Annotated in this window: 11 protein-coding genes; 4 read left to right on the forward strand and 7 right to left on the reverse strand. The window is 63.3% G+C overall.

The genetic code is table 11. From position 1 onward, the window contains the following. Positions 1–19: 19 nt before the first annotated feature. The 7 genes from RMP10_RS12445 to RMP10_RS12475 are packed head-to-tail and all read right to left on the reverse strand — an operon-like array spanning position 20 to position 7,090. On the reverse strand, positions 20–1,258 hold the full coding sequence (locus RMP10_RS12445; RefSeq protein WP_310570564.1) for a Gfo/Idh/MocA family oxidoreductase: 1,239 nt from the start codon (positions 1,256–1,258) through the stop codon (positions 20–22). 24 nt (positions 1,259–1,282) lie between these two features. Continuing rightward, positions 1,283–2,872 (reverse strand): 4-coumarate--CoA ligase family protein, encoded by a 1,590-nt coding sequence (locus RMP10_RS12450; protein ID WP_310570565.1) that lies wholly within the window; start codon positions 2,870–2,872, stop codon positions 1,283–1,285. Between the two features lie 60 nt (positions 2,873–2,932). After that, on the reverse strand, positions 2,933–4,372 hold the full coding sequence (locus tag RMP10_RS12455) for an amidohydrolase family protein (RefSeq protein WP_310570566.1): 1,440 nt from the start codon (positions 4,370–4,372) through the stop codon (positions 2,933–2,935). Positions 4,373–4,375: 3 nt separating this feature from the next. Further along, entirely contained in the window at positions 4,376–5,254 is an 879-nt protein-coding gene (locus tag RMP10_RS12460; protein ID WP_310570567.1) for a sugar phosphate isomerase/epimerase, read from the reverse strand. Between the two features lie 2 nt (positions 5,255–5,256). Continuing rightward, positions 5,257–5,742, reverse strand: coding sequence for a GNAT family N-acetyltransferase (locus tag RMP10_RS12465; protein ID WP_310570568.1), 486 nt, complete (start codon positions 5,740–5,742; stop codon positions 5,257–5,259). A 14-nt stretch (positions 5,743–5,756) separates the two neighbouring features. Beyond that, entirely contained in the window at positions 5,757–6,194 is a 438-nt protein-coding gene (locus RMP10_RS12470) for a DUF1499 domain-containing protein (RefSeq protein WP_310570569.1), read from the reverse strand. Continuing rightward, entirely contained in the window at positions 6,191–7,090 is a 900-nt protein-coding gene (locus tag RMP10_RS12475) for a hypothetical protein (protein ID WP_310570570.1), read from the reverse strand. Before RMP10_RS12475 ends, RMP10_RS12470 begins: the two co-directional genes overlap by 4 nt. Positions 7,091–7,210: 120 nt before the next feature. Between RMP10_RS12475 and RMP10_RS12480 the strand changes: the two genes are divergently transcribed. From RMP10_RS12480 to RMP10_RS12495, 4 genes are all read left to right on the forward strand, one after another. After that, the gene (locus RMP10_RS12480; RefSeq protein ID WP_310570571.1) at positions 7,211–7,795 is read left to right on the forward strand and encodes a CocE/NonD family hydrolase; all 585 of its coding nucleotides are present in this window, start codon (positions 7,211–7,213) and stop codon (positions 7,793–7,795) included. Between the two features lie 338 nt (positions 7,796–8,133). Then, positions 8,134–8,670 (forward strand): hypothetical protein, encoded by a 537-nt coding sequence (locus tag RMP10_RS12485; RefSeq protein WP_310570572.1) that lies wholly within the window; start codon positions 8,134–8,136, stop codon positions 8,668–8,670. Positions 8,671–10,109: 1,439 nt separating this feature from the next. Then, on the forward strand, positions 10,110–11,924 hold the full coding sequence (locus RMP10_RS12490; RefSeq protein WP_310570742.1) for a lanthionine synthetase LanC family protein: 1,815 nt from the start codon (positions 10,110–10,112) through the stop codon (positions 11,922–11,924). Beyond that, on the forward strand, positions 11,914–14,742 hold the full coding sequence (locus RMP10_RS12495) for a lantibiotic dehydratase (RefSeq protein WP_310570573.1): 2,829 nt from the start codon (positions 11,914–11,916) through the stop codon (positions 14,740–14,742). The genes RMP10_RS12490 and RMP10_RS12495 overlap by 11 nt, the downstream gene beginning before the upstream one ends. The last annotated feature ends 87 nt before the right edge of the window (positions 14,743–14,829 follow it).

The raw sequence follows: 14,829 nt of genomic DNA on the forward strand, positions 1-14,829 counted from the left end.
CGCCGTTACCGCGGCGCGATCACCGCGGTTGCCACCCACCCCGCGCCACCGCGGGGACGAACGATTCGAGACCAGGCGGCGGGAACGCCAGCGTACGGCCTTCCTCCGCGCTCTGGTATGCCGTCATGAGCAGCTTCACCACCTCGAGTCCGTCGTCGAAGGTGAGCCGCGGCGCTTCCTTGCCAAGGAAGACGCGCACGAAGTGGCGGTCTTCCGCTTCGTAGCCGTAGGCGATGGCTTCGTTCACGACCACGGGCATCTGTCCGGTTTCGGCCATCTGCTTCTCCACGATGTCCTCGCCCGTCTTGCCCTTCACGGCGCGCGAGAAGAACAGATCGAGTCCCGACTCGAGCGAGTTCCACTTCATCGAGTACTCGGGGCCGAGCAGTTCCGCGCTGAGGCGCAGTCCGGGTCCGACAAAGCTCCAGCTCGTGGTCGCTTCGCCGATCGCCATGCCACCGTCGGGCGTTTCGAACTCGATCGTGACGCTGGCAAAGTCTTCCGACGGCTTCTTGAGATAGTCCACACCCATCGTCTTCTTGAGCTGCGCGGCGTACTCCTTGCGCGACCACTTGAGTGACGCGATGTGACCGGTCACGCGCTTCGGCACGAGCGTGGAGAGCGATTCGCCCGGCGGCGTGAGCAGCTGCCGTACCACCAGCACCGAGTGGCACATCATGTCGTTCAACACGCCACCGCCCTGCTGCTCACCGCTCCAGAACCACGGGCCGTGCGGGCCGCTGTGCTCTTCAGCCGCGCGCGCGAGATACGGACGGCCGGTGTTCGCAGCGCCACGCTTCCAGATCAGGTTGTGGCCCACACTGACCTGCGGCGAGAAGTACTGGTTCTCGAGATAGCCGTGCATAATGCCGGCCTTCTCCACCAGCTTGAGAATGTGCTTCGCTTCGGCGACCGTGCGGCCCAGCGGCTTCTCACAGGCGATGCCCTTGAGCGTTGCCTTGCCCGAGGTCACGGCCGCACAGATCTCTTCCACGTTCTCGATGCGCGCGTGATTCGGACCGTTCAGCCAGATCGCGTCGATCTTCGGATCGCACACCATCTCGGTGATGGACTTGTACGCCTTGCATTCGCCGATATCGAGTTCGCGGGCGTACTTCGCGGCTGAGGCGGCGTTCTTCGCGTTCGGGCTCCAAACGCCGAGCACGTCGGCATCGCGCACCTGCCGAAAGCCCTGCATATGGAAACGCGCGTTGAAGCCGGATCCGATGAAACCGATACCGAGACGAGGAGAAGACATGACGTTGAGCGAGGACGTTGAGAGTTAGGAGGAGGAGACGCGCCGTCGTTCCTGCTCGACGAGCACCCGGCGTAGAATCTTACCCGATGGCGACTTGGGAATCGCGTCCACGAACTCGACCTGGCGCACTTTTTTGTACGAGGACACGCGTTCGGCGATGAACGTCATGACCTGTTCCGCGGTGAGCGGTGCCCGCAGCACGACGAACGCTTTCGGGATCTCCCCGGCGTCCGGATCCGGAACGGGAATCACGGCCGCATCGGCGATGGACGGATGCCCCAGCAGCAGCGCCTCGAGCTCAGCCGGCGCCACCTGTAGGCCCTTGTACTTGATCAGCTCCTTCACGCGGTCGACGATCTTGTACCAGCCCATCTCATCGACGACGGCGACGTCACCCGTCTTGAACCAGCCGTCGTCCGTCATGCAGGCGGCAGTCGCTTCCGGCTTGTTGAAGTACCCCTTCATCACCTGCGGACCGCGCATCCACAGCTCGCCGCGTTCCCCCGGTGCGCAATCCTCACCGGTGGCCGGGTCCACCAGGCGGCACTCGGTGTTCGGCGCCGAGGGTCCCACCGAGTCGAGCACGACGCGATTGTCATCCATGGGATGGAAGTGCGTGACGGGGCTCGTCTCCGTCAGCCCGTAGCCCTGGCGCACGGTGAGCCCCAGTCGCTCCTGACAGGCCGACGCGAGCTCGGCACCGAGCGGTGCGGCCCCGCTGAAGAGATACTTGAGCTGCGACAGATCGTAGTTGGCCACGACCGGATGCTTCGCCAAGGCCAGCAGGATCGGCGGTACGATGTTGGCCATGCGGATCTTGTGATCCTGCAGCACTCGCAGCACCTGCTCGAGGTCGAAGCGCGGGAGCGACACGATACACGCGCCCTGCCGCAGCGCGCCGCCCATCACCACCACCATGCCGTAGATGTGGAAGAACGGCAACACGCCGAGGACCCGGCTGTTGCTGTCGATCACCTCGGTGATGGCCTGCATCTGCTGCAGATTCGCCACGAGGTTGCGATGCGTGAGCATCACGCCCTTGGGGATGCCCGACGTGCCACTGGAATACGGCAATGCCGCCACATCGGTGGCGGGGTCGATGTCCACGTCTGGTGGCGTATCACCATGGGCGAACAGCTCGCGGTAGGGCGTGGCGCCGTCAGCCTCACCGAATACGACGATCTCCCGCACCGTACTGGCGAGGCGCGCGGCGGCCGAGCACTTCTCGAACAGCTCAGGGATGGTGAAAATCAGCATCGCTTCGCTGTCCGCGAACTGCGCGCCGATTTCTTCGGCGGTCGCGATCGGATTCACCGTCGAGCAGATCGCCCCGAGCGACACCACCGCGTAGAAGACCACGGGGAAGTCGGGGAGGTTGGGACTGGCGATCCCGACGACATCCCCTTTCTTGATGCCGTGCGCATGCAAGCCGGCGGCGACATGCCGCACCGCGTCGGCCAGCTGCGCATATGTATACGACTTTCCCGTAACGCCGCAGATGATAGCGAGGTGGTCGGGGAACTCCGACACGCGCTCGAGCACAAAGGGCACGAGGGGCGTGTCGGGAATGTCGACGTCCGGATGCGGACTGCGAAGGATCTTGGCTTCACCCATGAACGGCTCCGGCAGGCGGGGGGACGGAGAGGCGTCTGGCGAAGCTACAGCTTCAGGCTGCTACCACAAGCCGACCTTTCCCTTCACCGATTCAATCAGAACCGCCGGGTCGTATCCCACGCCCTGACGGAACACGAGCTGCACCTTTCGGATGTCGCCAATGCTGGCGGCGGGATTGCCATCGATGACCACGAGATCGGCCAGCTTGCCGGCCACGATCGATCCGGTGAGGGCGCCGCGCCCCAGGTAGGTCGCGCCATTCAACGTGCCGATGCGGATCGCCTCGAGGGGCGAGAACCCGGCTTCCACCAGCAGTTCGAGCGCGCGCTGATTCGAGTACCCCGCGATCACGCCACCGCCACCGGTGGGATCGGTACCCACGATGAGCGTACCACCGGCCTTGGCGAAGGCTCGCTCCATCGCCATGCCCTTGGGAAACGCCTTCGCGTACACCGACTGCGTGTTGCGCTGCGTGGAGGCGTAGCGCTGCGCGAACTGCTCTCGCAACGGCTCGATGAGTACGTCGGTACCCGGCGGCATCGGCCGGCCCGGTGTGAACGTCTCGAAGATCGTGAGCGTGCTGGTGACCGCAATCTTCTTGTCGATGAGGTACTTGAACAGCGCCTGCACCTCGGCGCTTTCCGGGTCGGCCTGCGCGAGCATGCTCTGGGCCGCGCCACCGCGCCCGCTGCAGGTGTCGAGCTTCTTCCCCGGCACGAAGTCGTTCATGGCGAAGAAGCCATGTTCGAGATCATCGATCCCGGCGTCGGCCGCTTCGCGATAGGTCACCGAGCAGAGATGGCCGGTGATCTTGAGTCCGCGCTTGTGGGCCGCGTCGGCGGCGGCCTTGAGCTCGTCGCGCGTGATGTTCATGTACGCCTTGAACGATGTCGCGCCCTGATCGGCCCAGTACTCCACCAGCTTGCGCGCATCGCTCGAGTCACGCAGGATCGTGACCTGATTGAAGCCCATGCCCGGCCCTTCAAGATACGGCGCCGTCGCGTCGATCCACGGCCCCGGCTTCTCGCCGCGCGCGATCGCCTGCGCAATCAGCAGCTCGGCAAACCCGTTCATGTTGCCGCCGGTGCGCATGCTGGTTACGCCGCCGGCCAGATACAGCCGCGAGAAGCTCTCGGTGAGGTTGCCGTAGGTGCCGGCGCCCACCGGGTAGTACAGGTGCTCGTGCACCATGACCAGCCCCGGTATCACGCTCTTGCCGGCAAGATCCATGACTTGTGCGCCGGCGGGAACGACTACGCTGCTCGCCGCACCGACGGCGGCAATGCGGCCATCGCGCACGATGATCGTCTGCCCATCACGTGCGGCCGCGCCGGTGCCGTCGATCACGCGCACGTTGGTCAGCGCGAGTACGTTGGTGTCGACCTTCACGTACGAACGCGTCGCCGGTCCGACGGGAGCCCGCTGCGCGCTCAAGGGCGCTGCTGCCAACGCGGCGGCGGCGAGCGCCGCGGCACGAAGGCGCATCATCGATCGAGGCATCGTTCAGTACTTGAGCATGGCCGCGGCACTCGCCTTGATCGACGCCAGCGCATCGGCCGGCTGATCGTGCTCGATGAACCAGTGCTTCAGTCCGAGCTTGCGACCCTTGTCGAGCAGCATCTTGAAGTCGATCGTGCCGGCGCCTACATCGAGCATCTTCCGCTCGGGGGCGGCACTGGCGTCCTTCACATGACAGCAGATCACGCGGCCCTTGTGCGCCGTCATGATCTCCAGCGGGTCTCGACCGGCCTTCACCGCCCAATACATATCGAGCTCGAGCTTCACCAGCGACGCGTCGGTGTTCGCCGTGAGAATGTCGTAGCCGGTCGCGTCACCCACCGGCGCAAACTCGAAGTCGTGATTGTGGTAGGCGAACTGCAGTCCGGCCGCCTTGGCTTTCTGCGCGCCGGTGTTGAGCCGCTCGGAGAGCCTCATCCAATTGTCGCGCGACCCGCGATACGCGTTGCCCACGAACGGCACGATCACGATCTCGTGGCCCATCCCCTTCGCGCGATCGAAGATCGCCGGCCAGCCGTCATCGGTGGCGGGCAGCGCTTCGTGCGTGGCGGGGGCCGTGAGCTTGTGTTTCTTCAGCAGCTCCGACCACCACGCCGGCGACTTGTCGTAGTAGCCGGCGAATTCGAGCTCGGTGATACCAGCGGCCGCCACCGCGGCAATCGTGCCTTCGAGATCCTTCGACAGCGCACTGCGCACCGTGTACAGCTGCAATCCGATTCGACCGATGCGGCGACGGTCCGCGTGGTCACCCGATGCCGCGTGCGCCAACGCCGGTAGCACCACGCTGCCGGCAACTCCGGCGGCGAGCATCTGGAGCGCCTCACGACGCGAGAGCGTCGACCGGCTGAAGGAAGACAGGTCCATGATCAGAGAGCTCCGTTGGCGAGATGCGTCAGGGTGTCTCCCGTAACGCGGTACACGGTCCATTCATCCTGCGGACGCGCGCCGAGCTTCTCGTAGAAACCGATGGCGTCCACATTCCAGTCGAGCACCGACCACTCGAGACGCCCGCAATCACGCGCCACGGCCTGCTGCGCGAGATACTGCAACAGCGCTTTGCCGATGCCATGTCCGCGAAATTCGGGACGCACGAACAGATCCTCGAGATAGATCCCGGGGCGTGCGAGGAACGTCGAGAAGTTGTGAAAGAACAGCGCGAAGCCCGCCGACGCACCGTCCCATTCGGCGATCACGACTTCCGCATACGGTCGCGCACCGAAGAGCGCGACATCGAGCAACGCGTCGGTGGCAATGCACTCGTGGCGCAACTTCTCGTAGTCGGCCAACCCTTCGATGAGTTCCCGGATCACGGAAACGTCTGCCCGCGTAGCAGGGCGCAGTACCAGCGTCATGCGATGCGACTCCGTCAGTTCGATGTAGTCGCCGGAAGCGCGAGACGCGCCGAGATCCGCGCGATGCGCTTGCGATTCACACCAAGATCGCTGCGCCCGAGCCGTGAGGCGGAGCGGAAGCGATACACGTGCGCCACCGAGTCGACCACGATGTCGACATCGTCGACAAAGCGGAACACCAAGCTCTTGCACTCGGCGTGCAGATAGCCCTCGCGTTCCACCGTGATCGTCGTGCGCGGCTCGGCCAGCAGCGCCGCCTTGGCGCGGGCCAGCGCGGCCGCCGGTGTGTCGGTGAACGCGACCGTGGGCACGCGCTGCGCGCTGCGAGTGGTTTCGGTGGACACGCAATTCGGCGTGTCGGGACAGGGCGGCAGCACGTTATCGCTGCCGACCTGCGTGGGCGAGTGCCAGTATAGCGCTACGAGCGAAGCCATGATCACCGTGTGGGTCATCGTTTCACGAAGGTCCACTTCTTGGTGGAGCGCGTGAGGATCGCATCGTACTCGCGCGTCCTCACCCGCACCTCCGGCAACACATCGATCGCGAGCCGCGCCAACATCAACTCGGTGAGCAGCGGAATGCGGTCTTCACTGCTTTCGAGCGTATAGGTGCTGCCGCCCATCGGGATGGACACGACGCGCATTTTCGGCGTGCTCGACGCATGTCCCAGTTCGCGCATGCCGTCGCTCGACATCTGAATCAACGAATCGCCGCCGACCACCGCGCGCTCGGGACGATTGGCCGACGGCACGAACCACACCTCGGTGAAATTCTTCTGCGCGAGCGCGACCGGCACGAACTGGCCAAGTCCATTACCCGGCGCAGTGGCGGCGAGCCCACGCAGCAGTGCGCGCGCAGTCCCGCTGGCCAGCACGGTATCCACCGGATCGCGCACCACCATGCCACTGCGCGAGTCGGGCGTGGGGCCGGGATTGCGCAGGGCGAACTGGACCTTCACCTGCATGCCGGGGGGCGTATCGGTGAGCTCACCGAAGATGCCGCGCCATTCGTTCTTCTGCTTGATGCAAGTGAGCGACCAGCCGCGTTCCACCCCACCGAGCGCACCGGCGCGCAGCGCGTTGACCGTGGCCTCGAGGCAGCGCAGATAGCCGAGCACATCCACCGCCCGCGACTCGCGTTCGGCGAACAGTCCTTCGAAGCTGGTGGGCACCTTGGTGAAATCCGGCAGCTTCTGCGCGGGCAGCTTGGGCGCGGTGGCCTTCGGCTTGCTGCCACCGGTCGCACCTCCGGTAGTTCCACCGGTCGCTTGCGCGGGGAGCACGGAGACAGCGGCGCAGGCGGCGCCCAGGGCAAGCGCTTCGACGAATCGACGAGCAGCGGAGATCATGACGGCAGGCTGGAGAGTCAGAGGAACCAGTGGAATCTAGCCACCGGCGCCAATCGTCGTACACTTCCTGACGCGCGAAGAAGGTTCCATGGCTCCCTCCCATCCTGCCCCGAGACGCTGATGCGCCGTGTGTTTCGCCGCGTCCTGACGTGTGCCGCATGGTCGTGGCTCGCACCGGCTGCCCAGCTGACGGCCCAAGGCGATGCCGCACCAGTCGCTGACTCCACGTACGCGCGGGCGCATTACGTGAAGCGGGTGATGCTGGCGCCGATGCGCGACGGCGCACGGTTGATGACGGTGGCCTATGTGCCACGCGACGCCTCGCCGACGCGTCGCTATCCCATCGTGCTGCAGCGCACACCCTTCAGCGTGGGTCCGTACGATTCCACCACCATTACCTCAACGCTTGCCCCCGACGCGTTCATGCTCCGGGACGGCTACATCTTCGTGGCGCAGGAGGTGCGCGGACGCTACCGGTCGGAGGGGACGTTCGAGAACATGCGACCGCTGCGGGCGCCGCAGGGTCGCGCGGCCGTCGACGAAGCCACCGACGCGTACGACACCATCGCGTGGCTCCTGACGCATCTCGAGGGCGACGATGTGCGCGTGCATCATCTCCGCTCACTAGCTCGCGAGAGGCGTGGCGTAGCGCGCGCAGTTGCGACCCGCTCCGCGCCAGTCGCGCGCTGTTCATCGTGTACGTGAACAAGGACTATTACAAGCATTTCTGGCAGGATCGATTGCGCATCGCCGCCCCACGTCGCCGGAAAGCATGGCGACGTCGAGCGCTCCGCAGTCGCATTCCAGATCTCCGAAAGTGTAACGCGATGATGGAACGCCATAGCGCCGACGCATGCCTCGCTTCCCGGCACTCCCGAAAACCATTTGTTGTGGCAACTCCAAGGCGCTTTGTCCCGTCACAGAGCGCTCGTCCCACGTTTGCTTGCGCGGTGTAGATGGCTGCGGTAAGCTACCGGTCCATGTCGGACAATCGACCAGAGCCGGACGAAGTGGGATGTTCGGGTGGCAGCGGCGCGGGTTGCATGGCAACGCTCCAATCGCGCGGCCGCCGCGCACACACAAGCAGTCAAAAGCTAGGCAGTGCGCACGATTCGATTGGTCTGCAACTCCGTGAACTATTTAGGTCTCACCAACACAGTGAGGAAGTTGGAATGAACGATGCCTTCGACTGCACGACGGATGAATGGACGGCGACGATGGAGCGCGGTCGCGACATTTTGCCGCTGTTCGAAGATTGTCGTCTTGGCTTACTCGTTTCGGACGCGGCCCGTTCCCTTGGAGTGCGCGATCGGAATGAACTTCACAAGCTGCTGGCGAACAGGCGCCTGCCGCCGTTCAAGTCGTTCCGCAACTGGTGCTATGTCGTGTGGCTAGCTGACCGTTTCGCGAACGGGAACGCGTTGGCCCACTGGGCGTTGCGCCGCGGAGATGCGCCTTCCGCATACTACGAGCTGGTACGACAGACCACCGGTCGCACTTGGACGGAGGTGAAGGCCAATGGCGCAACGTGGGTGCGAGCTATGGCACTGAACGTGTGGCGACCGTTTCTGCCGACTTGACGGTTTGTGTCGACGCCAATTGGAATTGTCCACGTGTCTGTGTAGTGCCCCCTGCCGACTGGACGGTAACGGACGGGCTGTTTGACCGTGTACGAGCAGTGTACGGCTTTATGCAGCGCTCCGCATGTCTAGTGTCTCAGGGACTGCCCGCCCTGAATATCGAGTCCGCAAAGTCCGCGCATTCGCAGACAACTCCTCGACCCAACCCTTATACAGCCAACAAAGGGAGCGCGAGCGGACGGCGCCGGCCTTCGTAGCGCCCCGCTGGACTACCTCGAATTGCAAATGAGCAGCGCGCGCCTTTCCCGTAAGAAGGAAACTCTCGAAACACGCGCCTGTGCAAGTTGCGATCAACACTGAGGTCTTGGCAGATGTCCAATATCGGTACTTCTGGTGATAGCCGAGAGGTCGCGTCGATGCCAGACTGACCATGGAGCGCACAGCGGGGACGCGTCATACTCAAACTTTACCGTGTCGCAGAGCGCATTTGCCAATCGGCTGTCTGAGGATTGACCGAACCAAACTGTCGCTTGCCGTTGCAATGGCTGCTCGCTGGCGCTTCACGTCCACGAACTCCATCGAGAGGGCCAGCGCGACTCGCGTTTTTCAGCGAAGTGTGCAGTGACACTCGATGCCGAGATCGCGAGAACTCGGGCATGAAAGAGACCAAGATGTAGCGGAAACAGCGATTGGTGTTGGGGCTCTCTGGCTGGATACTTTACTCAAACTCTCCATGGAGAATCATACCGATGTCGAAGAAACTTGAGCTGGATGCGTTCACAGTTGAGTCGTTCGAAACTGCCTTCCACCCCGCAATGGGCGGTGTGTTTGCCCAGTCGATCCTTCCTGATTCGCTCAATTGTTCCCAAAACTGCAACGAAACCAATAATTGTGGACAGACAAACATCCCTCACTGCGACCGGTCGAGCTTTCCCCCCAACTCGTCATTTTGCGCAACTGAATGGATGGTGGGGTGCAACAGTCATACGGAAGACGCGTACTGCGCAACGAACGCCTGTTGCTGAGGCGCGATACATCTCGGCTAGCCGAGCGATGTACGCGGACAATTAGCTAAAGTAAGAAGTCGCTGGACCACATGAATCAGAGAGCCCTACTACCAGAAGTTGTGCCGTCGAGTCGGTCCGTCAACGAGCGATTCACATGTCGAGTCGCTTCATGACAGGACTTCACTCGAGATGAACTGATAGTCATAAGACGATGTGCCATGCTGTGAACATCAGGGAAAGACGAACATGGTGCTACAACTTGATCGGCGCTACTCAGTAAACCCAGACCTCTCAAATCGTGCCATCGAGATGGCATGCACCATCGCGCGTCAACTGAACGAAACGCTCGTTGTGGCCGAGTCGGGTCGATTGCAGGCGCAGCGTGCCCAATGGAGCAACGATAGCCAAGTAGTCGGTTCGCCTGCGTGCGTGATGGGTCTCGACATCTACGAGGGAGCGGCAGGAGTCAGTCTCTTTCTCTCAACCCTCTCCCACCTGATGGACGAGGCCGAGCAACGCGAAGTGGCATGCGCCGCTGCGCGTAGCGTTGCCGCTGCGGCGGAGACGGCGGCAACTGGTGCGATCGCTGCATCGACTGGACTATTTTCTGGTTCAACCGGCACCCTCTACGCGATTGCCTCCTCCGCGCGCTCGCTCGACGAGCCCGTACTTACGTTGCTGGTCGAACGTCTGCTCGACGGCTGGACGTCGTCAGCTGCGCGCAGCGATTCAGACGATGTCATCAGCGGCGACGCGGGTGCGATCCCCACTATGATCCGGCTGAATCGCCGATTCAAGCGGTCTACCGTCGACGCATGGCTGCGCGACCGCGGCTCACGCTTACTGGAGCGTGCCACGCGCTTACCTGAGGGCTGGTGCTGGAGCAACGAAGGCCGCGACGAACTACGACCCTTTCTTGGCTACGCCCACGGCGCTTCCGGCTATGCGGTGGCACTGGCGGAACTCGCACACTACTTCGGTGACTCCACGTATGCCTACGGAGCCGAGCGCGCGATGGCCTACGAGGATTACCATTTCGACGAGAGTCAGGCCAGTTGGCCCGACTTCCGCATGAAGTTCGGAGGCTGGGAATCGGTGTACGTCAGCAGATCGGATGCGCAGAGCGCCTTGCGACGGCTTCGGCCGAATTTCATGAATGCGTGGTGCCACGGTGCGCCGGGTATCGGCCTGGCACGTTGGCGCTGTCGATCGTTGATCGGAAGCGCTGGCCACCCACTAGCAATACCGCGCGCGCTTTCAGCAACGCTGCGAACGCTCCCGTTCTTAGTCGAAGTCGGAAATCCCTGTCTCTGTCATGGCGCCGCCGGGAACTTGGTTGCGGCGCATCGCCTCGCGCGCGTGCTGGGCGACTCCGCGTCCTTCGTGCTCGTCGAGCAGTACCTCGACCGATTCCTGAATCGCCTCGAGACACAAGGGGAGGCAGCGTGGGGGTGTCAGGACGCTCCGTCGCTCCCTCCAAACTATGGGCTCATGACCGGCATGGCAGGCGTCGCCTTCGGATTGCTGGCACTCATCGATCGCGCACCGCCGCTGCTCATCGGCGAGGACGGCAATGAGCCGGTGCCGTTTGAGCTTTCGCCATCGGAGCGTTCGGCCTTTTTCGCTCAAGAGCGGCGTGACCGATTTCCGACTGTCGCTTCGTCACGGGACCTGTCCGCACTCTTCGCAATGCCTTTTAGTCGATCGACGGACGTGCACGATTCTTCAGCGCGCGAGGAGCAGGTGACCGACGATCCGATCGACCTCGTTTCATTGGGCATTCGCTTGCCGGCCGACGTCGAGCAACTGCGCGCCGAACTCGCCGAGCTCTACCTGTCACGCCGAAATCCTTGGCAGATGATGGATGGATGGTCGCCGGAACCCAAAGTCAGCGAGATCGACACACGAACTCGTCGCCTCCGTGCGAGCCCGCTCATTTGCGTCGTGGTATCGGACTGCCGCTGGCTACTTGTCGCGCCCACCATGCGACAGTTGACGACGCTGGAGCCAAATACTGCTGAGTGGCGCGTCTCAATCCACACGCTCCGATACACCAGCGTCGATCGTCGACCGATTGGGCTTCTCGCCGGCTTGGTATTGGTCGCCGCGCGGGAACCGCAGTTGCCTGCGGAGATCGCCGATATGCTGTTGACATTCGCGCGGAAAGCGGATCCCGAGGCGTTCCGTTCTGTGGTTGCCCAGCAGATCCGTGCATGCCGAAACGCGGGGGCGCTCCTTGTCGACTGACCTTCCCACGGGCATCGCGTTTGAGGTCGAGCCGTGCACGCCGGCGTCGCCCGGCGCCGAAGCAAAGGACCTTGTGTGGGCGCTACTCCTGGCGCGAACCTGCGCCCATCCGGAGTCGGCGATACACGGCTATCGATCGACGCGCCTCAGCGAATTGTTTGAGAGAATCGCCGTTCAGGAGGCGGTCCATACCGAGCTGGCAAAAGAGGTGTCGGCGAGTCTGTACAATGTCATCCCCACCATCGAAACGATGGACCGCCGCCTGCTGCTGCGCGTCCGCCGTAAACTTCACAATATGGCAGTCATATCGGTTGATGAGCTGGCGCTGTTGCGAACCGCCATTGCGGACGCGGGACTGCTCGGGCGGGTACAAGACGTACTGGACGCGCACCAGGCGCTCGTGCAATTGACTGACGCGCTCAGGAACGCGGTGACCGAGGAGCGCCGGCGGCAGTTGGATGCGTTGATTGCGCGCACCTACGACGTACAACTCACAGATACCCTCGCTCTGAGCAATCAGGAGCTGTTCGAAGAGATACGCCGATTCCATCGCAGCGCGCCTCGCAACCTCGAACAGCGCCCGAATCTGGTGCGTAGCCTGCTGCGGTACGGCACGCGAATGGCGCTGAAGACCACGCCGTTTGGCCAGCTATGTCAGGTGACGCCCTGCGTCATTCTCGCGAACAACGAAGGCGCGTCAGAAGGCGTAGCACTCCCGTCGCTACAGAACACGCTGCGCGACGTGCAGCTCAACAAGCTACTTTTGCCGCTGGTACTGCGGCACATTCAGAGCATCCCGAAAGTGACCGAGGTTTGGCCGCTGGAGGTAAACAAGACGCTCGAGCTACAGCAACAGACAATCACCTGGCTGGCCACCATCGGCGGAATCGAGAAGTCGTGTAAGGCACCAGCGATAGACGCGGTCGTAGCGGCAGTGGCTTCGCTGTCCGGGCTCGAACCGACATCTACCGCGCAGATGCTGAGCGCGCTTTGCGTTGAAATGCCCGAGTACGAATCGGACGACATCGCAGCCTTGTTGGAGCGCCTCAAGACCGAGGGTGCCGTGGTGCCAGCACCGATCGTTCCTGAACAAGATTTGGCATGGCCCCTGACGCTTGCTGGCTGGCTGGAAGGTCTGCAGGTTGCCGAGGCAAGTGCGGTGGCGGGATCGCTGCGGGAGCTCGCGACAATGCCTGCCGCCATCGAAGCAGCGAGCGGCGACGAACGACTGGCGTTGGTGGGCCGCACACGCGCGCTGATGGACTCGTTTGCGCCTGTGGGCGCCGACCGCGTCGAGGCTCTCAAGGCGGTGGCTCTCGAGGACACTTCGCTCCAGGGTCCAGTAGAAGTTTGCGTCGGAGCAGGATTGCAGCAGTGCCTCGCAACCCTCTGCGTGCTGGTACGCCGGCTAAACCTACTATCGGACGATCGGGACGACGTAGAGGCTATCGCCGAGGTGTATCTTCGCGAGTACGGCGATGCGCGGGAGGCCGTGCCACTGTTGGAGTTCTACGAGGTGGCCTTCAAGCGCCACTTCAAGCTGGCGTTGCGTGGGTCGCGCACCACTGCGTTTGACGAGAACAGCGAGGCGCAGCTGCTGCGCTTGGGACACGTGCCCGCTGTGCGGGCGCGGGCGGCGGCGCGGCGGCGGATGCTCGACTGGTGGCTTGCCGCCTGCGAGGCGAAGGTCGCCGACACCCGGCGCGAAGTGCATTTGTCGTTGACGAAGCTGGACGAACTGATAGGGGACGCGGCGCATACGGAGTGCATGTCAACATCAGTGTCCGTATTCCTGCAGCTCGAGTGCCCAGGCGACGAGCAAGCCAATTGGCGTGCGTTTGTGCCAGCAGCCATGATGGGGTTTGGTTTCGGCAAGTACCAATCCCGCTTCTTGCACCTCTTTGCGCGACACAACCTTGGCACGCAGTCAACGGCGCAGCGCTCGCACTGGCCGGAGGGCGCGGCCGAAATCGCGCTGGATAGCCACTTCAATGCCAACCTGCACCCGTCTCTTGGCTACGGGGAGATCAGCTATCCGTTCACCCGGCCGCGCACCGACGACGCTACGCGAATCACCGTTGACGCCTTGGAAGTTGTAGGACCTGGCGCGACGAGGCGGGCCCCGTGCCTCAGGAATCGGACCACCGGGGCACGCGTCACGCCCCTCGATCTCGGCTTCCTCACCGACATGCGGCGGCCAGGGCTCTTCCGATTGCTACGTCGCCTGCAGCCGCCCTCTCGTTTCTACCTCGACCTCAGCGTCGCTGCATATCGCGCGCGTGTCGCTCGTTCAACGAATTCTCGACCATTGGGGGTACAACGCTTTCCGCGGCTCGTGATCGGCGCACATGTGGTGGTCTCCCGCCAGCAGTGGATCTGCCGCCCCAGCGACATTCCCGTTGCAGTATCGAATGCGCTAGATGGCCTGTTGCGCGCGTTGGCTGCGTGGCGTTTGGCGCACGGCGTCCCGGAGCGGGTGTTCGTGCGACTCGCGGAGTGTCGCCTGGGAAGAGCGGCCCAGGTGGCGCCGCAGGCGGAGCCGTCAAACGGGGCAGCTCAGGATGCAAAGCCAGCGAGCGCATCCACGAGCGGTCCAACGCGGCAGCCGCGGCAAGATGATCGAAAGCCGCAGTTCATCGACTTCTCTTCACCATTGCTGGTGGAGCTGTTTTCTCGTGTCGCGGCCTGTTCTGATGATTGGCTGGTGTTGATCGAGGAAGACTATCCGACCAACGCCACCGCATCGTCGAGCGGCGGAGAAGGCGCCCATCGGATCGAGTTCTTGTGCGAAATCGGCATTCCGGGCGAGGCGGACTAACCATGCGTATGCTACTTTTCGGGTTCGCTTGTGCGTTCGGGATGACCATCTCGTCTTGCGCAGGCGCACAGCACGAACGTTCGGCGC

Origin of the sequence: Gemmatimonas sp., assembly GCF_031426495.1 — a bacterium.
In the GTDB taxonomy this organism is placed as follows: Bacteria; Gemmatimonadota; Gemmatimonadetes; order Gemmatimonadales; family Gemmatimonadaceae; genus Gemmatimonas.